The organism is Ktedonobacter robiniae (assembly GCF_016587375.1).
Taxonomy (GTDB): Bacteria; Chloroflexota; Ktedonobacteria; order Ktedonobacterales; family Ktedonobacteraceae; genus Ktedonobacter; species Ktedonobacter robiniae.
Genome location: NZ_BNJG01000003.1, coordinates 1656084 through 1680637, shown reverse-complemented (window position 1 = coordinate 1680637; position 24554 = coordinate 1656084). Strand labels below are relative to the sequence as shown.

General features: G+C 55.0%; 19 protein-coding genes and 1 pseudogene. 11 read left to right on the top strand and 9 right to left on the bottom strand.

Annotation, left to right across the window (positions count from 1 at the left end):
* Positions 1 to 77 precede the first annotated feature (77 nt).
* Positions 78 to 1537 (bottom strand): annotated as a pseudogene (locus JMJ04_RS47490) (gamma-glutamyltransferase family protein).
* 752 nt (positions 1538 to 2289) lie between these two features.
* Between JMJ04_RS47490 and JMJ04_RS39770 the strand changes: the two are divergent.
* The 3 genes from JMJ04_RS39770 to JMJ04_RS39760 all read left to right on the top strand — a co-directional run bounded on the left by JMJ04_RS39770 (position 2290) and on the right by JMJ04_RS39760 (position 5866).
* Positions 2290 to 3876: an ABC transporter substrate-binding protein gene (locus JMJ04_RS39770; protein WP_201375898.1), complete on the top strand. Its 1587-nt coding sequence runs from the start codon at positions 2290 to 2292 to the stop codon at positions 3874 to 3876.
* A gap of 93 nt (positions 3877 to 3969) precedes the next feature.
* The gene (locus JMJ04_RS39765) at positions 3970 to 4920 is read left to right on the top strand and encodes an ABC transporter permease (protein WP_201375897.1); all 951 of its coding nucleotides are present in this window, start codon (positions 3970 to 3972) and stop codon (positions 4918 to 4920) included.
* A 25-nt stretch (positions 4921 to 4945) separates the two neighbouring features.
* Positions 4946 to 5866, top strand: coding sequence for an ABC transporter permease (locus JMJ04_RS39760; RefSeq protein WP_201375896.1), 921 nt, complete (start codon positions 4946 to 4948; stop codon positions 5864 to 5866).
* Positions 5867 to 5886: 20 nt separating this feature from the next.
* On the opposite strand, the gene JMJ04_RS39755 is transcribed toward JMJ04_RS39760, so the two are convergent.
* From JMJ04_RS39755 to JMJ04_RS39740, 4 genes are all read right to left on the bottom strand, one after another.
* Positions 5887 to 6762, bottom strand: a complete 876-nt coding sequence (locus JMJ04_RS39755; protein ID WP_201375895.1) for an LLM class flavin-dependent oxidoreductase — start codon at positions 6760 to 6762, stop codon at positions 5887 to 5889.
* A 210-nt stretch (positions 6763 to 6972) separates the two neighbouring features.
* Positions 6973 to 7893, bottom strand: coding sequence for an alpha/beta hydrolase (locus JMJ04_RS39750; RefSeq protein WP_201375894.1), 921 nt, complete (start codon positions 7891 to 7893; stop codon positions 6973 to 6975).
* Between the two features lie 65 nt (positions 7894 to 7958).
* Positions 7959 to 9203, bottom strand: coding sequence for a serine hydrolase domain-containing protein (locus JMJ04_RS39745; protein WP_201375893.1), 1245 nt, complete (start codon positions 9201 to 9203; stop codon positions 7959 to 7961).
* A 59-nt stretch (positions 9204 to 9262) separates the two neighbouring features.
* Positions 9263 to 10819: a winged helix-turn-helix domain-containing protein gene (locus JMJ04_RS39740; RefSeq protein ID WP_201375892.1), complete on the bottom strand. Its 1557-nt coding sequence runs from the start codon at positions 10817 to 10819 to the stop codon at positions 9263 to 9265.
* 368 nt (positions 10820 to 11187) lie between these two features.
* On the opposite strand from JMJ04_RS39740, the gene JMJ04_RS39735 reads away from it, so the two are divergent.
* Positions 11188 to 13437 carry a phospholipase C/P1 nuclease family protein gene (locus JMJ04_RS39735; protein WP_201375891.1) on the top strand — a complete coding sequence of 750 codons (2250 nt, stop codon included), beginning with the start codon at positions 11188 to 11190 and terminating at the stop codon, positions 13435 to 13437.
* A gap of 49 nt (positions 13438 to 13486) precedes the next feature.
* On the opposite strand, the gene JMJ04_RS39730 is transcribed toward JMJ04_RS39735, so the two are convergent.
* Entirely contained in the window at positions 13487 to 14635 is a 1149-nt protein-coding gene (locus JMJ04_RS39730) for a leucine-rich repeat domain-containing protein (protein WP_201375890.1), read from the bottom strand.
* 134 nt (positions 14636 to 14769) lie between these two features.
* Here JMJ04_RS39730 and JMJ04_RS39725 point away from each other — a divergent pair, with 134 nt between their 5' ends.
* Positions 14770 to 15123, top strand: a complete 354-nt coding sequence (locus JMJ04_RS39725; protein WP_201375889.1) for a GIY-YIG nuclease family protein — start codon at positions 14770 to 14772, stop codon at positions 15121 to 15123.
* On the opposite strand, the gene JMJ04_RS39720 is transcribed toward JMJ04_RS39725, so the two are convergent.
* Entirely contained in the window at positions 15031 to 17661 is a 2631-nt protein-coding gene (locus tag JMJ04_RS39720) for a DUF4012 domain-containing protein (protein WP_201375888.1), read from the bottom strand. The genes JMJ04_RS39725 and JMJ04_RS39720 overlap by 93 nt on opposite strands.
* Positions 17662 to 17903: 242 nt before the next feature.
* A complete protein-coding gene (gene kynU, locus JMJ04_RS39715) occupies positions 17904 to 19175 on the bottom strand; it encodes a kynureninase (protein WP_236038906.1) in 1272 nt (423 codons plus the stop codon).
* Between the two features lie 187 nt (positions 19176 to 19362).
* On the opposite strand from kynU, the gene JMJ04_RS39710 reads away from it, so the two are divergent.
* The 6 genes from JMJ04_RS39710 to JMJ04_RS39685 all read left to right on the top strand — a co-directional run bounded on the left by JMJ04_RS39710 (position 19363) and on the right by JMJ04_RS39685 (position 23405).
* Entirely contained in the window at positions 19363 to 20115 is a 753-nt protein-coding gene (locus JMJ04_RS39710) for a glycosyltransferase family 2 protein (RefSeq protein WP_201375887.1), read from the top strand.
* 291 nt (positions 20116 to 20406) lie between these two features.
* Positions 20407 to 21372: a S1C family serine protease gene (locus JMJ04_RS39705; protein ID WP_201375886.1), complete on the top strand. Its 966-nt coding sequence runs from the start codon at positions 20407 to 20409 to the stop codon at positions 21370 to 21372.
* Positions 21373 to 21408: 36 nt separating this feature from the next.
* Entirely contained in the window at positions 21409 to 21876 is a 468-nt protein-coding gene (locus JMJ04_RS39700) for a hypothetical protein (RefSeq protein ID WP_201375885.1), read from the top strand.
* Entirely contained in the window at positions 21857 to 22402 is a 546-nt protein-coding gene (locus JMJ04_RS48280) for an FAD:protein FMN transferase (RefSeq protein WP_201375884.1), read from the top strand. Before JMJ04_RS39700 ends, JMJ04_RS48280 begins: the two co-directional genes overlap by 20 nt.
* Entirely contained in the window at positions 22315 to 22809 is a 495-nt protein-coding gene (locus JMJ04_RS48275) for an FAD:protein FMN transferase (RefSeq protein WP_338001081.1), read from the top strand. The genes JMJ04_RS48280 and JMJ04_RS48275 overlap by 88 nt, the downstream gene beginning before the upstream one ends.
* Entirely contained in the window at positions 22806 to 23405 is a 600-nt protein-coding gene (locus JMJ04_RS39685; protein WP_201375882.1) for a ferric reductase-like transmembrane domain-containing protein, read from the top strand. Before JMJ04_RS48275 ends, JMJ04_RS39685 begins: the two co-directional genes overlap by 4 nt.
* A gap of 179 nt (positions 23406 to 23584) precedes the next feature.
* On the opposite strand, the gene JMJ04_RS39680 is transcribed toward JMJ04_RS39685, so the two are convergent.
* Positions 23585 to 24553, bottom strand: a complete 969-nt coding sequence (locus JMJ04_RS39680) for a glycoside hydrolase family 43 protein (protein WP_201375881.1) — start codon at positions 24551 to 24553, stop codon at positions 23585 to 23587.
* Position 24554: the final 1 nt, after the last annotated feature.

The following is a 24554-nucleotide window of genomic DNA, read 5'->3' as shown; positions in this document are numbered from 1 at the left end:
GTGATCCCAAATATAAGAAATGGATACAAGCAGGGTGCCTTCCCATGTAGGAAGGCACCCTGCTTGTATCCATCATCTTACCAGCCAGCCGCGATGCCTTCGGCGCGGGGATCTGAGCCACCCTGCATAACGCCAGTGGCGGGATCGAAAATGATACCCTGGGCATAGCCCATGGTCGTGAGCCATGGCTTGCCCTCCTGTACCTCGTGTCCCAGGCTACGCAGCGTATCGACCGTCTCGCCCGGGAAGCGGTTCTCCATCAGCAGCATCTCGCCGCCAGTGCCATGGATGGCACCATGGACCCAGCGCGGCATTTCAATGGCCTGCTGCATATTCAGGCCATAGCGGGCAAGAGCCGTGTAGACCTGGAGATGCGTCTGAGCCTGACCATCGCCGCCCATGCTGCCAAAGACGATAGCGGGTCGCCCCTCGCGCAGGGCCATGGAGGGAATGAGCGTATGCAATGTACGCTTCCCAGGCGCCAGGGCATTGGCGGCAGACGGATCCAGCGAGAAATACGCGCCCCGATTTTGCAGCACAATTCCCGTATCATCCACGACCACGCCGCTGCCAAAGCCCATATAGTTGCTCTGGATAAGCGAGACCACGTTACCCTCGCGATCCGCCGCGCAGAGATAGACGGTATCACCCGTAAAGCCACCGGGAGCAACAGAAGCCTGTGCTCGCTGGGGATCGATCAGCGCGCGTCTGCTTGCCAGGTAATTGGCTTCAATAAGAGAGGCAGGATCGACGCGCATGTGCCCGAGATCAGTCAGGTAGGCCTGGCGATCAGCGAAGGCCAGCTTCTTGGCCTCAACCGCCAGGTGAACCGTTTCGGCGGAGAGAGGAGAGGCCCCGAGGGGAAGTTGATCCAGCATGCCCAGCATTTGCAGAGCCGTCACCCCCTGGGTATTGGGGGAAGTTCATAGATATCCAGGCCCGCGAAAGGCACGCTCAAGGGCGTCACCCAATCGCTGCGATGGGCTGCCAGGTCCTCACGCGTAATCAAGCCACCCTCGCGGGCGAAGAAGCTGGCGATCTGCTCGGCAATGGTCCCCTGGTAGAAGGCCTCCGGCCCCTCTTTAGCGATGGTACGTAGCGTCCGCGCCAGCGTGGGAAAACGCATGATCGACCCGTGAGCGGGTACGCTACCGTCAGGGAGAAAATGGGTATGCCAGGAACGGTGAACGTCGGGCCTGGCGCTGGCATTAGTCAGGGCCGCGTGCAGGTCGGGTCCAATGGCAAAACCTTCTTCCGCGTAGGAGATCGCGGGTGACAGGGACGCGCCTAATCCCAGGCGGCCAAAGCGTTGCGCAGCCTCGCCCCAGCCACTGGCACAGCCAGGCACAGTGACGGAGTGAATACCAAACACTGGCATGCGCTCATACCCCAGCTCATGATAGCGCTCAATGGTCGCGGTCCCAGCCGAGCGGCCACTCCCATTTAAGCCGTAGAGCTTTCCACTAGCACCTTCATAGATAAGCATAAATACATCGCCGCCCAAACCACATACAAAGGGATAGACGACCTGGAGCATGGCGCTCGCTGCGATGGCGGCATCAATCGCGTTGCCACCTGCCTTGAGGAGATCTAACCCGGCTTCCGCTGCCAAATAGTGCGGGGCCGCAACCATGCCCCGCCGGGCCAGGGTAGCCGGACGATGTTGAGGAAATGTCTGTGCTCCTGCTGTGAGGGCCAAGAGAAACCTCCTTTTACCACAAGCAATGCAAGACGCATTGAGATTACAAATATGCTGCTACTTAAGCAGGAATTTACCGAAGTATATCACATTCTCGTAGCAAGCAACCATTCTTTATTACTTTAAAGCAACCATTCTCTATTACTTTACAGTCATTCTCTATTACTTTATATATAGGAAAGCTCTGCATTAAGCCTTTACAAAAAGCTTGACAAAGGTCAATTTGATATTATATTGTTACTAACAAGCAAGTTGCATTTGCCTTTCTATCCTATTCCCCAGGCAAAAATTGTCAAATAAAATCTGACTCACTTGCTTCCTTCAGGTTATCTACTATTACATAAACTGACAACGTTTTTTTGAGGTAACAACGCGGTTCCTCTTGTTATCATGTATTCTCAGCGTCTGCAACGCTTCGCATACTGGTGAGTGTGGTCGCTGGCTAGCTCCGCCAGTCAGCGACCACACTCACCAGTATGCATAGGTGAGCCATGCAGTGGTGAGAAGTTTTGAGAAGATAGCGTATCTTTCTTTGAAGATAGCGTATCTTTCTTTCTTTATTTAGTGCTCCGAAAGGAAGGAACCAAGCCATGAGACATTCTTTTTGGCGAAGAGGAGGCATGGGTCAGCCAAGGCTGCTCCTGACACTTTCTCTGCTCTTGAGCGCCCTGGCGCTGCTACTAGCAGCCTGCGGCGGCGACACTACGTCTAGCACCCAGAGCAAGACTGGTGGTAACCTGGCCGTCGGCTTAAACACAGATGTTGTAACGCTTGATCCAGTCAAATCGACGGCCCTTGTTGATCGGCAGGTAATGCTGAATATTTATGACACCCTGGTTCACGTCAATGAGCAGAATGCACTCGTCCCTGACCTGGCAACCTCCTGGTCGTATTCCTCGCCCACACAACTGGTGTTTACCCTGCGCACCGATGTAAAGTTCCAGGATGGCACACCTTTCAACGCGGATGCGGTCGTATTTAACATCAATCGTATTCTATCCAACCAATCATCGCCCCGTTATAGTGAGCTTTCAAATGTCCAGTCGGTACAGGCTCAGGATGCTTCACATGTAGTCTTCAACCTCAAGAAAGCCTTTTCGCCCTTGCTCGCAACCCTGAGCGACCGCGCTGGCATGATCTTATCACCAACGGCGGTTCAAAAACTGGGCGCGAACCTGGCAAATGCCCCTACCAATGCTGGTAGCGGACCATTTACGTTTGGCGAATGGGCAAAAGGGGACCATCTCACGATCAAGAAGAACGCCTCTTACTGGCAAAAGGATGGTCAGGGGAAGGCGCTGCCCTACCTGGATAGTGTGCGTTATCGCCCCATCACCAATGGCAGCCTGCGCTTCTCCAACCTGCAAACCGGGGCCATCAATCTGGCAGATGGGCTTGACCCGAACGATATCGCGTCGGCCAAATCCAACCCCGACCTGACCTATAAACAGGCGCCAGCCCTGAGCTTCTACGGCTTTATGCTCAACACTAAAGTCGCGCCCCTGGATAATCCCGATGTGCGCCAGGCTATCGAGTGGGGCGTTAACCGCCAGGAGATTCTGGATACCGTGCTCAAGGGCAATGGTGTTCTGTCAAATGGCCCCATTCCACCGACTAGCTGGGCCTATGACAAAAACTTTAAGCCCTACACCTACGATATTGGAAAGGCCAAAGCCGCGCTGGCTAAAGCAGGAAAGACCAGCATCACCTTTACCCTGCTTGTCCCCAGTGGCTCGCCGCTCAATACACAGGAGGCTCAGTTTATTCAATCTGAGCTGCAACCAGCTGGGATTACAGTTAACATCAAACAGGAGACCTTTGCCACCATTTTGAGCGACACCAGCGCCCATAACTTCCAGGCGGCGCTCATTGGCTGGAGTGGGCGTCCCGATCCAGATGGCAACCTGTACTCGTACTTCCATACGGGCGGCGGCAATAATGATATGCAGTACTCCAATCCCCAGACAGACCTCCTGCTAGAGAAGGCACGTACCTCCAGCGATCAGCAAGAGCGCGCGACAGACTACCAGCAGGCGCAACAACAGATCTTGCAGGATGCCTCGTACGTCTTTATCAACCACGGAGTCTCAGTCCAGGCAACGACCACCAGCGTCAAGAACTTCACGATCCTGCCAACAGGCATTTACAACTTTGCGACAGTAACCCTGGCCGCATAAGAACATATTGAGTATGGCTGCCTGGCTGGCTTTGCTGGCCAGGCAGCCATACTCAATATATATATAACCTCAAAATGAGTGAAGGAGTACAGTGTGGCCCGCTATATCGCACAACGCTTACTTTTTATGCTTCCTGTAGCGTTGCTGGTCAGCTTTATGACTTTTATGACTATTCACCTTGTTCCGGGCGACCCGGCGCGTGTGCTACTCGGTGAGGACGCTACGCCCCCGGCCATCGCCGCCCTGCACCAGCAATTAGGGTTAGATAAACCGCTGCCCGAACAGTTTGGCACCTGGCTCTGGCAGGCTTTTCATGGCAACCTGGGGCAATCGATCCAGCTCCAACAGCCGGTACTACAGTCGATCTGGCAACGGCTTCCCGCCAGCGCGGAACTGGGCATTAGCGCGCTGCTCTTCTCCCTGCTGCTGGCCTTTCCCCTGGGCGTCTATGCCGCCACGCACCGCAATACCTGGATCGATTGGCTCGTCAATATCGTCAGCTTGCTTGGCACGGCTACCCCTGCCTTCGTCCTGGGCTTGTTTCTCTTGCTCTTATTTGCCGTAAACCTGCGCATCTTTCCTCCAGGTGGCTATATCTCCTTTCAAGAGGATCCGGCAGGCAACCTACGCTACCTTATTTTACCTATGATAACACTGGGCGCTGGATCTATCGCGGTCAATATGCGCCAGATCAGGGCCAGCATGATCGAGGTATTGAGCCAGGACTATGTGCGTACCGCGCGCGCCAAGGGTCTGAGAGAGCGCACAATACTCTATACTCATGCCTTGCGCAACGCCATCATCCCCGTGCTCACGATTATAGGCTTACAGGTAGGCGCGATTCTGGCGGGTACCTTCGCCATAGAGACCATTTTTCTCTGGCCTGGTATTGGTCAACTGGCTGTGACCAGCATCCTCTCCAAGGACTACCCAGTCGTTCAAGGAGTTGTGCTACTCTCTGCCCTTTCGTATATGGCAGCCAATTTGCTCGTCGATGTCGGCTACGCAGTCCTTGACCCGCGCATAGGCTTTGAGGCGAAGTGAGGGTTGCATGCAAGGAGAGAAATATATGAGTGTACCAACAAGCCTGGAGAGCGAGACACAGGCTGACCCACCCGGCAAGAGAGAGAAGGCCAGTTCGGGTTTTAAGCAATTACTATACGCCCTGCGGAAAGATCCCCGCTGGTGGTGTGGCCTGATCCTGCTCCTCTTCATCTTGATAGCCATCTTCGCACCCATCCTTAGTCCTTATTCTCCAACAATCTATAATCCCACGCACACCGCCCAGGGACCCAGTGGCGCGCATCTGCTTGGCACAGATGAGCTTGGCCGGGATCAGCTCAGCCGTATCTTCTATGGCACGCGTATCTCACTCTCGGTCGCGGCGATTACGATTCTGCTGGGAGGCGTCTGTGGCACCATTCTTGGCGTCCTCGCCGCCTATAATAAGGGCTGGGTCGACCAGGTCATTACCATGCTGGTAGATGCCTTACTCGCCTTTCCATCACTGGTCCTGGCCCTGGCTCTTGTTACCGCGCTAGGACCCAGCATGATCAACCTGGTCATCGCGCTGGCCGTGGTACGTATCCCTATCTACGCCCGTATCGCCCGGGGTCAAACGCTCCAGATAGCGGCCCAGGACTACGTCACCGCCGCACGTGTGAGCGGCACCAGAACCTGGAAGATCCTGGCGCGCCACATCATTCCCAATATTTTTAGCCCTCTGTTGGTCCAGGCCACGCTCTCCATCTCCTTCGCCATTCTTGACGAATCGGTGCTGAGCTTCCTGGGACTCGGTGTACAACCACCCACGCCCGAATGGGGCGCGATGGTCAGCGAGGCTCAACCCTTTCTGCGCACCGATCCCTGGATGATGCTTGGGCCGGCCCTGACCATCGTGATTGTGCTCATCAGCCTCAATCTCTTTGGGGATGCCATACGCGATCACCTCGATCCACGCACAAGCACACGGCGGCTAGAGCGGCTCTAACCGTTATGAAGCTCTAACCGTTATGAAGCGCTACTGGCGACAAGGTCGGCGAGGCGATCTACCTGGTCGAGATCAGCGAGGCAGGGCCAGAGGCAGAGCTCATCCACACCCTTGTCGCTAAAGCCTTTGATCGTTGCCTTCACGGCCTCGGGCGTTGAGGAGGCCGATTGAATGATCTTCTCGGCCATGGGACCGAGGAAAGAGTAATAGTGGCCGAGATATGAGGAGATTCCCTCCTGCGCCTTAGGACCCAGGCCATAATAGCCGCACGCGACAAAGCGCGGCTTCCCCGGCCTCCCGGCATTCCTCCAGGCCTGCTCAACCTGGGAATAGCCCTGAGACGCCTGCGAGGGATCGCCACCCCCGCTAATAAAGCCATTGCCCCAGCGTGCACTCCGCTGAAGGGCCGCCGGTGAATTACCACCAATGAGCACTTCGGGTCCACCCTGCTGCACCGGGGCCGGACCAATCGCGCCTACCTGTTCATTGAGAGCCTGCCCACTCCAGACGCGATGCATGATCTCTAGCTGCTCATCAAAGCGTTTGCCCCGCTCATGAAAAGGAACGGGCGCGGCCAGGAAATCGTCCTCGCGACCACCTACTGCCAGGCCAAGCGTCAGGCGACCACCCGAGAGTGCATCAAGTGTGGCTGTTTGCTTGGCAAGCATACCCGCATTATGCAGCGGCGCGATGAGGATTGTCGTCATGAGGCGCACGCGCCGGGTCACGCTTGAGACCGCAGCCAACGTCGTCAGGGCCTCATAATTGTGATACACGAGACGATCAAGCGAGGTAAGACTGGCAAATGGACCTGCATCAGCCTTACGCGCCCACTCCCGCAGACGCTCAGCCGTTACGCCCTGAATAGTTCCTGGTAAACCAATGCTGACATGCATATTTTCACCTTTCTAAATAGAAACACTCCATCTACATTTACTCTATCACGCCGGATGGTATATTCTCAGGGCCTGCGACGCTTCGGGTTTATTAAGATGAGGTGGGGAAATGCCAGAGGCTTAGCGTTGTAATCTGGTCCGTTCATACTCAAGAGCCATATCGAAGCCTGGGCAAACGATACAAGAAACCGAAACCTCGGTCTGCTCACCTCACTCTGAAGATCTTGTTTGGCGGCGGAGAAACATCCCTATCTGCTCAAGTGATTGCTGTCCTTCAGGTAAGACGGAAGAGAAGTTCTGGAAGACGTGCCACATGCCCTCCCAGACGGTCAGCTCGACCGGAACCTGCGCGGCTCTGGCATGGTCTGCGACCTGGAGGGAGTCATCCAAAAATACTTCGTCCTGACCGACATCAATCCGCAAGGGTGGAAAGCCGCGCAGGTCGGCGTAGATCGGTGAAATTAGTGGATGGTGGAGATCTTCCGTGCCCGCATAGAAGCTCGCCAGCGCATTAACCGCCTTTCCAGTAAACGTGGGATCGGTTGCATCACGCGTCGTCCAACTCTCAACCGTACCTACCAGGTCGGTCCAGGGTGAGAGGAGTGCTACCCCCGCTGGCATGGGCACGTCCTTTTCACGCACGACTTGCAGCAAGGCTAGGATCAAGCCACCACCTGCGGAGTCACCGGCCAGCACGAGATGCTCAGGTCTGGTCCCATTGGCAAGTAACCAGCGATAGGCGGTCAGCGCATTGTCAAGCGCGGCAGGAAAGACATGCTCGGGTGCGCGCCGATACTCAATGAACAGGCTGCGCATCCCTGCCGCGGCAGCCAGGCGTGTGACCAGGTCCCGATGCGATGTGAGCGAACCAAGCATATAGTTCCCGCCATGCAGATACAGCATCACGCGTTCTGCGTCGGCCTCAGGTGGGCTGATCCATGCTGCTGGGACGCCACTCACGTCTACAGACTCTATACGCGTTCCTTCTAGCAATGGGAGAGGGTGCCCGACAGCGTTTTCGATGAACGATTCAAAGGCGACACGCTGCTCGGCCAATGATAATGGCGAGCGCGGGGCAGTTTTACGGGACAACAAATAGCTGCGAATCTGCATGCTTTCCGGACTAGGCATAAAGACAACCTCCTCTTTTTATGGTTATTTTCACCAAAAACTCGTAATTTTAGTTATTGCTCTATTTAATCGTTGATTGCCTGATACGTCAGCGTCAAAAAATCATCGCCGATCTTGTTGCGCCAATCTGCAGCTACGATGGCATTCTGGTATTGGAGCAGGATGAGCGCCACCAGGTCCTCTCGAGGGTCCACGTACCACGCTGTGCCCAGGCCGCCCGGCCAGCCGAAGGTGCCAACGCTGGGGCCTAATCCAGTCTGTTTTGTCACCACCTGGACGCCATAGCCAAATCCCCGATTGGCCCACATCTCGTTCGTGCTCAAAGCAAACGTGGCGTGGGTGTGCTGCTCAGGCGTGAGATAGTCTGTCGTCATGGCCTCTACCGTCTTGCGCGAGAGGACGCGTACCCCATCCAATGCCCCTTTCCCCAGCAACATGCGCGCGAAACGCAGGTAGTCGTCAGCGGTGGAAACCAGCCCAGCTCCCCCAGATGCGAAAAGTGGCGGCTCGGCCCAACCCGTCGTCTGGGGATGATCCAGCACAGCAAGCCTACCCTCTGGCGTAGGTTTGTAGAGAACAGCAAGGCGGTTCCGTTTTTCGGGTGGCACAACAAAACTGGTATCCACCATTCCCAACGGTTCAAAGATGCGTTCACGCAGAGCCACTTCCAGCGGTTTTCCTGTGACACGCGTGAGCAGGATACCCAGAATGTCTGAGGCCGTATGATAAAGCCAGCGTGTGCCAGGCTCATAGGCCAGAGGAAATTCGCCGATGCGGGCGATCCATGCGTCAGGGGCCAGGTGCTCCGCGTTTGGGATCTGGAGTGCATTTGCTATCGGGGCGGCAGCCAACGCAAGGAGGCTGGACCCAAGACTGGATTTTCCCCACCCAATACCAGGACGGTAGGTCAAGAGATCGTGCAAGGTGATCGCGCGCGGAGAAGGATAGACATTTTCAGGCGAGCCATTCGGGTCACGCATCACCATGCGGTTGGCGAGTTCTGGCAGCCACTTGTCCACTGGATCGAAGAGATGGATCTTGCCTTCTTCGACGAGTGTCAGGGCGGCCACTGCGATTATTGGTTTGGTCATCGAGGCAAGACGCACGATGGTATCCCGCTGGATGGGAAGCCTCGCCTCCTTATCCTGCCAGCCAATAGTGTCGACGTGCGCCAGTTCGCCGTGTCGATGGATGAGCGTGATGATTCCTGCGAACTCGTCTCGCTCGACATACCCTTCCAAAGCTTTGCTCAGACGACCCAGACGTTCTTGTGAGAATCCGCTGCGGTGGAAATTGCTTGTAATATTCACATAAATCTCCTGTATGTTCATACTATTTTTCTGCAGTTTCATATGACGTTTCGCTTGTCTCAGTGGACGACGAGAGCGGGTTGCGTGGCGCGCACATGAGCGAGGAGTGCTTCGCGGAAAAGATCATGCAAGCGATACCAGTGTCGTTCTTCATCCAAAGGGATTAGGAAGAGATTGGCGCGTTCGAGCGTTTCTAGTAGTTTCTGGCTGGTCGGTTCTGCGGTGACCGCTTGACAGAGGTCCGCATTCAGGCGAGAAAGCGCCGAGACGCGCAGCAGAAAGTTCTGGAGAGGAGCGTCCAGGTGGGAGAGGATCTCCTCCTGAATGTAATCCAGCAGATAGCGCTGACTTCCGGTAAAGGCTTGGACAAAGGCCGCATGATCCTCTCGTTGTTGCAGGGCGAGCGCTGCCAGTTGCAATCCTGCAATCCAGCCTTCGGTCCGCTGCCCCAGGACGCTCACCTCTTCTTGCGAGAGGGTGAGCTTCATGGCTCTGTTCAAGAAGTGGGTCGCTTCAACTTTGTGAAAACGGAGATCGGCGTCACGTAGTTCACGCATCTGGCCTCGAACACGCAGCCGGGAGAGGGAGAGTGGTGGATCAACACGACTGGCCAGCACGAGATGCACCTGGGCAGGCACATGTTCAAGCCAGAACAGCACCGTTTCGTGAATGGCCTGCTCTTCAACCACATGATAATCATCCAGGATCAAGACGATTTCCTCAGCTAGCTCTGTCAGTTCATTGAGGAGGGTGGTGAGCACCGTCGAGAGATGCGGAAGCTGCGGCGAGTGCAACATGCTGAGCGCGACCTCACCGATCGAGGGCTGACACGTTTGCAGGGCCATGATGACCGAAACCCAGAAGCGGGTGGGGTCATTGTCAGTCTCATCGAGGGATAGCCAGGCAATCTTGCGGGACGAGGCCGCAGAGCGAGCTACCCAGGCCGAGAGCAGGGTGGTTTTCCCACTTCCGGCAGAGGCGGAGAGCAAGAGCAGTCGGAGAGAAAGTATCGTATCTACTTCATTGAGCAAGCGCTCGCGCTCGACAAGTGTAATAGGCACGGGTGGATACATAAGCTTGGTCAAGAGTGGTGCCATCCTGTGTTCAGTCTGGCGCGGAGTGACAGGACTGGCTGTGGGTGACATCTGAGGCGAGGCAGAGCGTGTCAGAACGTGTGCCACCTCTTCCAGGCACGCGAATGTGAGGTTGGCCGTCTGTCCAAGATAGCGTTTCGAGGTACGGTTGGCGGCGGTGTGGTAGGCATACCAATAATGGCCTCCTCGTGGCCGGGCTTCTTTGTAGACATTGAGACGGCCAGAACGACCCTGGAAAGCAAACGAGGTGGCAACTTCGAGCCAGACCAACCACAGAGACTCGTCTCCCTGGCGAAAACGCTGCTCCAGATGACCGGAGGTATACAACTCATAGAGGGTCTGATCGGTAGACCAGAGAGTGCGTGAAGTGGTGGCCTCGGCATACGCCCTTTCTTTTCTTGCGTTGTTCCCAACACACCGCGTGTTCCTCCCAACATCGAGAAGTATAGCAGAGACAATGGCAGCAAACAAGGAGCACTTCGCATTCGGGATCTCACCGATCACCTCAGCCCATATCAACATGCATGGCTCGCACCATCTGGACTTACAGGCCCCAAAAAGCGGAACGGACAACTGCGCCCCTTACGGACAACGCCCCAGCTGTTCTAAAGAGGCGACTGAGACGCTTAGCATTGTGGATATCTCTCACTTTTGGGCTCGCTGAGGGTTTAGCGTTGTAAACTTCTCCGGCGGGCCTAAGAGGCCACGTTGCGGCGAGAAAACTTAAAGAGACACGAAAAGAGAACCGTTTCGGCGTCTTATTTAGAGAAATACACACTCATGAATTCAATTGAGTGCCGAACATGCAAAAAAATTCAAACACATTTTATGGTTACTCAAATTAGGTCGCCAACGTGGGCGGCTTGTTGTTTGCTTGAGAGGAGAAAGCCTTGACATACCCAAGCCATGCTGGCAGAAACTTCAGGTCGCTGTCTGTGCGCGACCTGCTGGATGCGCGGGATGCCTATCATGTACACCTGGCAAACCTGGAGAATGTGGTCGCGACCGCCATTGGCCTTTACCGCATTCGCCAGGATGATCCCGACGCGCACACACCTGTAAAGCAAACAGAATGGCGCCACCGTCATCAATCTCCCGAGCGCACGCTGGAGAATACCATCGTCCAACCCTGGTCCTGGCCCTGCGTGCTCGTCTTCGTTAAAGAATGGCAGACTCAACAAGCCTTGATCGAGGCGGACCCGGACCAGGTGGTGCCACGCTTCCTCTATCTCCCAGATGGCCGTATCGTTCCCACCTGCGTGATCCTGGCTCCGGAGCAACAAGAGGCGCCTCCATCCCTGCGAGATGTGGCCTTCCCTCATGACATGCTCGGAGGAGGCTATCCACTCGTGACCGATACACAAGGACATGAGCACATAGGTTCAGCTGGTTGCCTGGTTACAGACGGCAATAACATCTATGTCCTGACCAATCAGCATGTGAGTGGAGAGCCGGGCAATACTGTCTACACCATTTCTAATGGGCAACGGCAGGCAATTGGCCAGGCAATTACAAATCAGTTGCGCAAAAGGAGCTTCGCAGAGGTTTATCCCGACTGGTCCGGGACAAATGCCTACCTCAACCTGGACGCGGGGCTTATTCGTATCGAAGATCTCAGCAAGTGGACAGCGCAGATCTTTGGCCTAGGCGAGCTGGGCGCGCCCGTGAATCTGAATCCTGAGAATATCTCCCTGGACCTCATCGGCCTCCCCGTCTGCGCGCATGGCTCGGCTTCAGGCAGGATGTATGGTGAGATCCAGGCTCTCTTCTACCGCTACTGCTCCATGGGAGGCTTTGATTATGTCAGTGAGCTTCTGATCGGCTCCCGTCCGGGACAGCCAACCCTCCAGACCATGCCTGGCGATTCAGGAACCATCTGGTGTCTTGATCCTGATCACGCTCCGGGGCAACAGAAATCAGGAGGTAGCCCCATCAAGGCGCCTATCCTCCTGCGTCCCCTGGCGCTTCAATGGGGCGGGCATGTAGTTCAGGAGACACAGGGGAGCGCGCAACTTCGCTTCGCCCTGGCAAGTTGCCTGAGCATTGTATGCCATGAACTTGATGTGGACCTTGTCACTAGCTGGAATACGGGGCATCGCGAATACTGGGGCGAGGTTGGTCATTATAAAATCGCGGGCAGCGCCTGTGACATCCTCCAATCACCCAACCTCAAGACGCTGATGAGTAATAATAAAGACGCTATTGCCTTCGGAGATGATCAGCTGGTACAAGGGACAACCCATATTCATGGTGGCGGGCAATTTGTCCCCCTGGCCGACGTGGCTGACCTGATATGGAGGACAACGCGACCGCAGGACGAATCCAACCACTTCGCCGACATGGACCAGCCTGGAAAGGGGGCCTTTGACGGGCAAACATTACTCGATCTGTGCCAGGACGAACGCAACGTCAGTATCGCGCTCTGGAACAACTTCTATGACGCGCTCAACATGGATGCCAAGCGCGGCGCCTTACCCTTCCGCGTCTGGCAGATGTACGATGAAATGGTGGCGGCCTTAAAGCAGCAAGATGTCGCGAGCTTCGTCTGTATCGCGGGCACTATGGCCCATTATGTGGGTGATGCCTGCCAGCCATTGCATGTCTCCTACCTGCACCATGGGCACCCAGACCAGCCATCTGAGCATGGCGTACATAGCGCCTACGAGACGGCCATGGTCAATCGCTTTACCGCCGAGATTGTGGATGGCATCAACCAGAAGTTGGCGGGTATCACGCTCAACCCGCCCATTGCAGGGGGCAAACAGGCGGCACTGGCCGTTATCGCCATGATGCACCACAGTCTTCAGTTCTTACCGCCCGAGACTATTATTGCCGCCTACAACACTGGGAGCCAGATGCACAACAGTCTGAACTACATGTGGCAACAGCTAGGCGAGCAGACCATACAATTGATGGTTGATGGAGCACAATGCCTGGCCTCCATCTGGGAGTCGGCCTGGCGCGAAGCCACGGGCGAACAAAGCATTCCCAGCACAGCGCTAGGCACCATCCCAACCAAGCAGCTACAGCAACTATATTCCCAGCCTGGTCTCGCGCCCTCCTACCAGCTCCAGGACCCTCTCTTCGCTCAGGAGCTGGCCACAACGCCAGCAGATACGACCAGCCAGGTCCCTGCTTAGCAGGCACAAATGCATCCGACAAAATGTAGGGTCCAAGCAAGCTTGGACTCTACAAGAGCACTGTGCATCCGCGTTGCTCAAGCTGATCAAGCCAGGTGGGAAGCGGGGAGAGCTTTAGCCATCTCAGGTCCAGCTTCTCCAGGTGCTGGAGCTTCTGCAAACCTGAGGGGAGGGTGGTCAACCTGTTCGCCCGCAGATCGAGAGAACGCAGCTTAGCCAGATTACCAAGAGAGGCTGGAAGAGCGGCGAGGCGGTTATTGCGCAGGTCCAGGACGGTAAGGTTCTCCATTTCACCGAGGGATGTGGGGAGAGAAGCAAGGTGATTATTGGCGAGGCGTAACTCCCTCAACTGCTTTAGCTTGCCCAGGGAATCTGGCAGTGCCTCCAGGTGATTGTTCATCGCATGCAGCTCGCATAAAGCTGCCAGATTGTCAAGCTCTTCGGGCAAGGCTGACAGTTGGTTGTTATAGATCCTTAGCTCTTTGAGACTGGTCAGACAACCAAGGCTGCGCGGGAGTTCGGTGAGCTGGTTATCGGTGAAATTAAGATATGCAAGCTCGGTAAGATGTGTGAAAAGTGACTCAGAGAGGGCCGTCAGGCGATTGTTGCTAAGGTAGAGATAATGCGTCAGGTTCGTCAACTGACCAAGCGACTCGGGGAGCAGAGTAAGCTGGTTATGAGCCACGTCCAACATTTGCAGTTGTGTTAGCTGGCCGATGCGCTCGGAGAGAGAAGTAAGCTGGTTCTCCGCGAGATTCAAGGCCTGGAGGCGCCTCAATTCCCATAATGACTCGGGGAGAGAGGTGAGCTGGTTCTTCCCAACGCTAAAGTCGCGCAACCCTTGCAGTCGCCCAATATCAGCGGGGAGGTCAGTAAGCCGATTTTTATAAAGGCGAAGCGTCTCCAGGTGTGGAAGATGGTAGAGGGAAGAAGGCAAAGCGCTCAGGCGATTCATATCTGCGTGCAACGCGCGCAAGTTCACCAGCTTCTTCAGGGCATGAGGCAGCGTAGTGAGCCGGTTATCGTCCAGGTACAGCTCCTGCAACTGCGCCAGGTTGCCAAGCTCTTCGGGCAGAGATGTCAATGTATTACCAGTAAGATCTAAGATCCGCAAAGAGGTCAGTTGAGCCAGGGACACGGGAAGCGTAGCAAGTCCACAGTAGCGTAGCGATAGCCTGGTTACCTCGTCATTCTCCACAATTGACCTCCGTTCTCAAAAGGTATGATAAATGGTATGATGCAAGTTAGCGGCCTGTGGCCGCTAACTTGCATCATACCATTTATCATAGCGAGCGCCGCAGGCGCGAGAAGTCATGCGAGATAGGATAAGGCATGCCAGAGACAAGCGACGAGACGCACTATGTCTACATTCTTAAATGCGCGGACGGTACGCTCTACACAGGCTACACCAACAATCTCCAGCGACGGATCGCCACGCATAATGCGGGAAAAGGTGGGCACTACACGCGCGCGCATCGGCCCGTGACTCTCCTCGCCAGTTGGACGTTTCCAGGCAAGAGTGAGGCACTACGAGCCGAATATCAGATCAAGTGCCTCACGCGCCAGCAGAAGCTTCAACTGATCGCGCAAACCTCAGGACAGCCTCAGAGCGCAGCCACCACCGGACTGCCCAGTCTGCAAGGTAAAGGTACGATCCTGCCCATCCATAGTCCCGGCGAAGTGTAAGTCGGAGGGCTTACTACCCGCACAGGCCTTCTGGGCCGACTTAACCGTCAAGTCTAGCTGTGGATGCACACTCGCCTGCGGCTGGAAGAGCAGGCTATAGGTATGGCTACTTGGGGGTACAGACCACGAGAGCGTCACCTTGATACTACAATTGGGCGGCACAACCACCCAACCCGCATACATGGCACGTCCAGGCTCATCGCTCTCCTGATTGGTTAGCTGACCGATGACCGGGATCGGCTTCTGGAAACCGGCACCATAGTCAAGAAACGAAGTGGAGTCGGTATCAACAGGAGCCGTTGTACAAACAAGAGTGCCATCGCCATATACATCCTGTCCGCATGCCTGATAGCCCGCGCCAGAGCCACAATATGGAGTTAAGTGGTGCGCGAAACCGTAGCTCGAAATGAGCTGGCTAGAGGGTGGCGCATAGATTCGCACATAATCGCGATAGGTGCTCATACCATACACATCGCCCTTCTTTTGATAATTCAACGTCATCACGACCTGGTGGGTCGCCCCACCCGAGGCATTGATACTAATAGTATCCTTTATCGATGTAGTCACATATTGCGATGCTTTGCTGGCACTAAGATTCGACTGTATCACGGCCAGGCCATCATGCTGGGTCGAGCGATCCAGCGAAGCGATTGCACCATATTTGGTGATCAGGGCATTAACCTTAGGATTGGTGAAGTAGATCTGTAGATCCTTGGTTTTCGTCGCGAGAAACATCTCATTCACCAGAGACAGCACCTTATCATATGGCAGGTGCTGAGCCGTATCCATCAGGGTTTTGGTTACCTGTTGGGTAAAGAGCTTGCGCGCCTGCTGCGGGTCTTCCACCTTTTCAATAATCTCTTCCCGGCGAATTCCAGTGTTATCTAGTTGATAGTAGTGCAGCCGTGCCTCAAGATTCTGCTCGGTAATGGTCTCGTTATAGGCTGTAATATGGATGGGGCCGGTCACATGTAAGACATGTTCAATCAAGGCAGGTGTAAAGATAATCACGCCATCAAGCTTTTTCTCAAACTCGTAATTATAGCGGTCCATAATCAGGCGCGCGGATGTCGGGAAGTCAGCAGAGAGATTGGCATCTCGCATACCAAAGTTACCAACAGGCCACCAATTATAGGGATCTGGCGCCGACTGACCTACCACTTTGTTGTAGACTTTCTGATCTGGTAGCTTAGCACCTTCAGCTGTAATATCCTCTTCAAACTGGGCAATATTCTTCAGCTTCAGCGGGGACATATGTCCACCATTAATTGAGAGCTCACCAAACTGCCCGGTAAAGCCGCCCGTGGCTCGCAGTTCCGCGCGGTCCATTGGTTCCACCAGAAAGGTACGAGGTTGGTCAGCGCCAAGCAACCAGCTAATCTCGCTCTTCATTCTCATTGTCTGGTTCAGGCCGACTTCAGCCGCAGGTAGGAGTTTCAGGAGCGAGCCTACAAGATTACTCTGTTTGCTACTCAGCGGCAAGGTGTTGAGGGAGAGACCTCGGGCCTGCATATTCATCGCATGGACATGAGGAATGATGAGGTTTATATCTGCAAATATCTCATCGACATTATTCGATGTAAGATACGGCTTTAAGGGGGCTGTGCTCTCCTCGGTATTCTTACTCCCGCTATTGAGGGGATTATTGAAGGCTTGCGAGAGTGTGGGGGCCATTTTGATGGCGGATTGAAGCGCTATCTGGCCAATCTCGGTAGCGTCAACTCCAATGTGTACCAGGGAACGGGCGGTCCCCACCTGGGCAGGCACCATGTTAGCTAGCATGGCCACATTTCCATCCTGGTCCAGCTCATCCCGCAGCCTGACCAGGTCACTATGTGCTGCGTTGATCTCTACCTGAACCTGGCGGAGCTTTTTCACATCAAAGTAACGCGCCAGGTTACCATGGCTATTCCCTCCCCCACTAAAGACGTTTTGGGCCGCCTCCAGGTGCTTAATGGCACTATCGGCCTGGCTATACAGGGCAAAGGCGTTCACACTCTCAAGCACAATAAACACTGAGGGTAAGAGTAAGAGCGCAAGCATGGCCAGGATCACGATTTTGGCACGCGTTGATAGGTTGGAGTATTTCCTGCGTGTTTTGACAAACGCATTAGGGCGCGGCGTATTTGCGGCAGCAGGCGGCCGCTGCATATTGTTCAGATTGCCACTCTGTCCAGCCAGGGCCTGGGGGCGTGGTGTAACGGGCGGTTGGGCGGGACCTGGTCCGTAGCCTATCCCTGACTGTGAGACAGGGAACGGCGCAGGCATGGGGTTATACCCTCCTATCCCTGCCTGCGAGACAGGATTCTGCTGATATGATACTCCACTTGCAGGTTGAACAGCCGGAGCTTGCATCGTTGGTCGATCCGCCAGGTCACTAGAAGAGGGATGCGAAGGTGTTTCAGTCGGCATAGCTGGAACAGGTTGGGTACCAATTTCGCTGCTGTCCCCATGAGCGAGGGCACCTGTATGTTTGCTTGCCTCACTGCCAGGAATAGGCGAACGGAAGAGCTTGTTTGCACCCGGCGGTTTAGACATAAAAGCCTCCAAATAAAGCAGAACACATATATAGAGAAAGAGAAATGTTCAATGCAAAACGTTTATCTTGAGCTAAAATATATTACTCTCTATTTAGTTTTATCGTTTGAGGATGAGATAAGCATCTTTTTTAGCCTAATTGGCTATGTTTTCGCTCCTGCGGCGCTCAGAGATCAATTGTGTGTTAGATGGTGGTTGGGTGGTTGGGCGCACGCGCCTAACCACCCAACCACCATATTTGTTTAGGTGACGATTGGGACTTCGTGTGGGTATTGCTCGTAGAGCTTGTCTGCTACGACCCGGTGGAGGCGCGTGACGGTTGTATGGATGTCGCTAAAGGAGGTATAGAGGGGGGCCAGGCCCAGGCGGATATTGTCGGGCGCGCGGAAGTCGGGTAGCACCTGCATGTCGTTGATGAGCGCCATATCGATGCGCAGGCCTTCCTGGTGGCCAAGTGAGACGTGCGAGCCACGCTGCTGGACCTCTCGTGGCGAATTGAGGACAAAGCCCTCTGGCTTAAGCACGGCTTCCCATAGTTGTATCAAATACTCGCTTTGTTGCTCAGACTTGGTGCGTAAGGCGTCCAGGCCAGCCTCTAGCAGTACATCAACGCCTGGCTCGATCAGTGAGAGCGAGAGAATGGGGGGCGTCCCCGTTAAAAACTGGCGTAGGCCCATGGCGGGTTTGTAGTCCAGGGCAAAATTAAACAGGTCTCTCTGGCCCATCCAGCCAGCGATGGGGTTGCCGAGGCGCTCCTGTAGCTCGCGACTAATGTAGAGGAAGGCGGGAGCGCCCGGACCTCCATTCAAATACTTATAGGTGCAACCAATCGCCAGGTCAACCTGGGCAACGTTCAGGTCAACCGGGACCGCGCCCACGGAGTGACTCAAGTCCCAGAGTACCAGTGAACCCACACTATGGGCGGCCCGGGTTAACTCGGCCATGTCGTAAAGGTAGCCGCTCTTGAAGACTGTGTGCGATAACGTCAGCAAGGCAACCTGCTCATCAAGGGAAGCCTGGATCTCGGCGACGGGACCATGGATGCCATCAGGCGAAGAAATGATATCGAGACGATGCCCCTTCTCCAGAAGCTCAATGGCCCCCTGGAGGACATAGAGGTCCGAGGGGAAGTTTAAATCATCCGTCACCAGGCGCGTTCGTCCCCGCTGCGCCCGCAGAGCAGCTACCACCAGCTTGAAGAGATTGACCGAGGTGGAGTCCGCCACAATGACTTCATCTGGCTGTGCGCCGATCAGGCGCGCGATCTTCGCGCCAATACGCTCCGGCGCCGTGAACCAGCCTTCATTCCAACCGCGAATTAAGCGCGTCCCCCATTGCGTCTCGATCAGCTCCTGGGCATAGGCCTGTGTGGCTTTTGGGAGACGTCCCAGAGAGTTCCCATCCATATAAATAAGCTCAGGGTCAGGAACGACAAAGCGCTCCCGGAAATGAGCCAGCCGATCTTGCGCATCAAGCATCGAGGCATAGTCGGCACTCAGCGGTATAGCCATCATTGGTATTCCTTTGTTCAGTACAGGTTTGCTTTCTCCACACTATATCACGTCAAGTCAGCCAATCGTACAAGTCTGCAAGCATGAGATATCTCTCATCTTCTTCCAATAGAACTCACATAAAACCTTGCTACTCTAATATACAGAAGATCCACCGAGGACGAACTGAGATGAAAGGAAACAGCCAGAAGTGATAAAGAAACATAGCCTCTCGGTCATTCTGCCAGCCTATAACGAAGAGCAGGTTATTGGTAATACTATCCTGGACGTCTGGCGCGTTCTGCAACAATGGCGGTTGGACGCTGAGATTATTGTGGTGAATGATGGTAGCGCGGATCGGACCGGCACTATTGTTGCTGAGCTTGCCAGAGACCTACCACAGCTTCGCCTGGTCACCCACCCAACCAATCAAGGCTATGGAGCCGCGCTGGTCAGTGGCTTTCAGGCCGCGACGAAGGAATTGACCTTTTTTATGGACTCCGATGGACAATTTGATATTCGCGAGCTACAGCAATTCTTCGGCGCCATTGAGCGGTATGACGCGGTCATCGGCTATCGCCTGGAGCGCCAGGACTCGGCAATGCGCCGCCTCAATGCCTGGGGCTGGAAGTGCCTCATTGGCTGGTTTCTCGACATCCATGTCCGAGATATCGATTGCGCCTTTAAACTCTTACACACCGAGTTCTTGCGTACACATCCCTTAGAGACCCGGGGCGCCATGATCAACGCAGAACTCCTCTACAAGTTGAAGCAAGCGGGATACAGCTATCATGAGATTGGCGTGCTCCACCTGCCCCGACACGGCGGACAAGCCACGGGCGCCAAACTCAGCGTTATTCTGCGCGCCTTCCGCGAACTCATCATCTACACACGCAAGTGGCGCCAGGAGAAGCAAGCCTTTGTAAGCAGTCAGCCAGAGCTGCCACTCCCGCGCCAGGCCTAGCCGGAGAAGTCCATGCCAGCATGGACGCTACAATTAACGCGGAAGTTCTTGACATAAATGATTGTCTAGCAATACACATAAACATATATATAACTTGTCCTTTCAAGAAGAAAGAGTACACTAAAGATATGACAAAGCCTAAAAATTATTATCACTCTTCCTTCTCGAAAGGGCATATGAAATTTCTCTCATACACTTACAATGTTTTTCTCATAGAAAAAGACTACACTGGCCAATAATAACGTCGAACGAATAGTGCTGGTGTTAGTCAAAGAGCAGGAGACTAGAAATATGCCACAGCGAGAAGAATATATACACTATGAGGATGTTTCGCCTCTTCATACCATTCCTTCAACATCATTTATAATGCCAAACACATATACTGATCAACAACTAGTACCAGGCCAATTCCAGCATAATCAGGCTCAAATACCTGAATATCCTGTGGAGCCGGAGCAGAAGAAAAGGCCAGAGACACGTCAAAAAAGAACAGGCGGCGTCGCCTTAGCCTTCCTCATGCTTGTACTCCTGCTTGTCTTCGGCGTGGGTCTCTTCGCGGGCTGGCAATTTGTTCACACACCCGCGCAAAGCACCACATCTACGACCGGTTCAGCAGCCTCATCATCCAGCACTACATCAGGTACCACGCAGGCGGAGAGCGTTATTAGCAGTGTTGAGCCAGCGGTCGTCGAATTAAAGGTAACAACCTCTCAGGGCGAGCAGCTTGGCTCAGGCATCATCTTTGACGCGCAAGGCGATATCGTCACCAATAATCATGTTATCGATGGCGGCCAGCAGATTGAGGCAGTCTTGAGCAATGGCTCAACAGAGCAGGCACAGTTAATCGGAACCGACGCCTCGCATGATCTGGCAGTTGTGCGCATCGCGCCTTTTGCGCATATGGCCATCGCTCAATTCGGCGACTCTACAAAAGTCAAAGTTGGACAGGATGTTATCGCCATAGGTAATCCCTTAGGGCTTACAGAAACGGCCTCGCAAGGCATTGTAAGCGCCTTGAACCGCAGCGTCTCCGAATCCGCCGCAGTGACCATCTCTCAGACAATCCAGACTGACGTGGCCTTAAATCCAGGCAATAGCGGGGGTGCCCTTGTAGACATGCAGGGGAAAGTCATTGGCATTCCCACCCTGGCCGCCATCAATACAGAATCGAACACAACCGCCAACGGCATCAGCTACGCCATTCCCGCCAGCGTCGTGCAAAGCGTCATTCACCAGATCCTGCAGCAAACCGCGTAGTTGGAAGCTATAGCAAGCAAGAAAGTAGCCTCTCTCATGGAAACACAGTCATTCAACTTAGCTAAAACAAAAGCGGTTCGCTCCCAGGCAAAAGCCCCGGCCTCGCCTGCTAAACCAATGCTCAAGGCGCGGGCGTTGGCTCTGGCAAACATCTTTAAGCGAGGTACCGTTATTGCCTCACTTGCCACCTTTGGTATCGTTGGTAGCCTGATCGCCTATTCTCAATTACAGACAGCGGCTAAGCCAACGAACCCATCATCAACCGCCAAACACGTGACACCCACCACAGCTACATCTCAGAAGAGCAACAGTTTTTTCCAGCAGCAGGAAGGAAATAACCTTGGATCGCAAGATGCCTTACAGGGAACCAGTACCGCTACTCCAACGGCCACCAGCGCGCCAGCTTATACCCAGGGAGGCACAAACTACAGACTACCAGCAGTCGTCAATAACGCGCCCAGCTATAGCCCCCAAGGTCCTGTCAGTGGCTCCCGCGCCTCCTGACTATCGAGATCCTCTGGGCATGGGACGCCGCGAGTTCAAGGCGATGGGAACCACCATCTCCCTCCTACTGCCTATAGAACAGGCAGAGGCGGGAGAACAACTGGTACGCGCGCTCTTCAACGTCTGGGAAAGCACACTAAGCCGTTTCCTGCCCGAGAGTGAGCTTTCCCAACTGAACCGGCAGCCAGGGGTACCTACCATTGTCAGCGAGCTGCTCTTAAACACGCTGGAGACGGCCCTGACAGCAGCCCACGCGACAGAGGGGATCTATGATCCAACCTTGTTGGAACAGCTAATACACCTGGGATATGATCGCACCTTTGAGGCTATCGCGCCTCGGCAGGATAAACCTGAGATAGGGGGATTCCGGGAGGATGCTGGCGAGCAATCCAGGTCGACCGGGCCGCGCGGCGTATCACCCTGCCCCTGGGTTGTAAGTTGGATTTTGGCGGGATCGCCAAAGGCATGGCGGTTGATGCCGCGCTACATCTTCTCCAGAGAGAGGGCATCTCCTACGCTTTGGTGAATGCAGGTGGCGACCTGGCGGTGTTGGGACTACCTCCTGGGGAGGGCCAGTGGCCGATTGCCATTCCTGGGCACGAAGAGTCCTGGACCATTCCGTTGCGGGCGGGCGCCCTTGCCACCTCGGGCATCGCGCGCCGTCACTGGCAGCAGGGCCAGACACGCTATCATCATCTGCTCCATCCACACACGGGTCTACCTGCCTGGAACGATCTCTGGTCGGTAACCGTCGCGGCCGACCGTTGCGAGCAGGCCGAGGTCGCAGCCAAAGTCGCCTTTATTCTTGGGTTTGAGCAAGGTGCAGCCTTCCTGCGCGCCCATCGTATCGCGGGCCTATTTGTGCGCGAGGATGGGACATGGGAGGCCATTGAGTCCTGGCCCATAGCACTTATGAAGGGTGAGGAACAATGAACGTCATCTGGCAAGACATTACCTGGGACGTCGCCCGGGCCGGAGGCTTCACCTCCTATATTCTGCTCACGCTGGCAGTGTTTGTGGGACTCGCGCTCTCTACACAGGTGCAGTCGCGCACCCACTGGCCACGCTTGATCAATAGCGAATTACATAACTTTCTCACGTTACTCAGTACGACCTTCCTGGGCATTCATATCGCGGCCGTGTGGGTCGATCCCTTTACCCATTTCGGCTGGCGCGAGATCTTGCTTCCATTCGCCAGTCATTATCGCCCACCCTGGATGGCCCTGGGCATCATTGGCCTGTACCTTGGCCTGGCGATTGGCCTGAGCACCTTGCTCCGCCCTCGCATTGGTTATACATGGTGGAAGCGCCTGCACGTCCTCACCCTGGCCATCTTCGTACTCGCGGGCGTCCATGGCATCATGACCGGTAGCGACACGCACGCCACCTGGGCTCTGGGCATCTATGTTGCCAGCTTTCTCCTGGTAGCTCCCCTCCTCTCTCGCCGCATTCTTGCGGGCAAGAAAAAGAGCAAACGCGCGCTAAAGCATAGAGTCACTACCACACAAGATACTCCTGCCATGTCGTAACAAAGGGAACGCTCGCTCTCGACCCGGGGCGTGGCTATCCATCAACCATGAAAGTATCCGTCCTCTATCGTCTCGGCTCGCAAGCTCGCCTGTAGGTATAAGGGATGGGTATGTGGCACGGGCAATTGCCCGTGCCACATACCCATCCCTTATATATGCTACTGAGAACCTATTTCTGCTTAGAGAACGATCCGCTGGAGATCAACCGAGGGGCCAGCGCAGCGAGGGCCTTCGTAGGCCCACAGCAGGCGATCAATGCACATCTGGCGCACCTGCATCTGCGCATCCCAGGCGTGATACACAATATACTCCGTCCGTCCATCGGGACCTAGCACAATTGAGTGATGTCCAGGGCCACGCACCTTTCCTGGCACACTACGCAGCACGCGGGCCTCGCTGCCCTCGCCCGTATAGGGACCGCGCACGCTGCTGCTGATAGCGTAATCTACTCCGTAATTCTCGGTCATAAAGCTGGAGCCGCTATAGAAGCAGTAGTAGCGGCCAGCGTGCTTGCGTACACAGGGACCCTCCAGGGTGTGCCAATCGGCAGTGATACCATAGTGGGGCATGGAGCGCTGAGCCTCGAAGAGCGTCCAGTCATGGCGTGCACGCAAGACGGTTGTCTCCTCGCCAGCCAGGCGCGTCATCGTCGCTAAACGATCCATGACCAGCGCGGTCCCCTGGTGATAGCCATGCTCGGTATCGAGAAAGTCACGAGCATAGAAGAGATACCACTGGCCGTCGTCGTCACGAAAGGGGTGAGCATCAATACAGAAGGGTTGGATTCGCGGATCGACCAGGGGCATACCTGTATCTTGATATGGCCCCACAGGAGACTCGCTCGTCGCCACGCGCAGTTGATGGCGCAACCCTTTGCCAATCGAGTAATAGAGGTAGAATTTCCCTCCATCATAGGCAACCTCTGGCGCCCAGAAATCGTCTCCAAGCTCGGCTGGAGGCGGTATCAGCGCGCCTCCACAGGCCTGCCAGTGCACGAGGTCATTCGAGCGCAGGACCGGAAAAATATTGCCGTTCGCCTCGCGTTTCTGACCACCAGTACCAAAGGCATAATACTGGCCCTCCCACTTCAGTACGAAGGGATCTGGCATATCTCCCTGCCAGACAGGATTGGTATAGTGTATATCCACA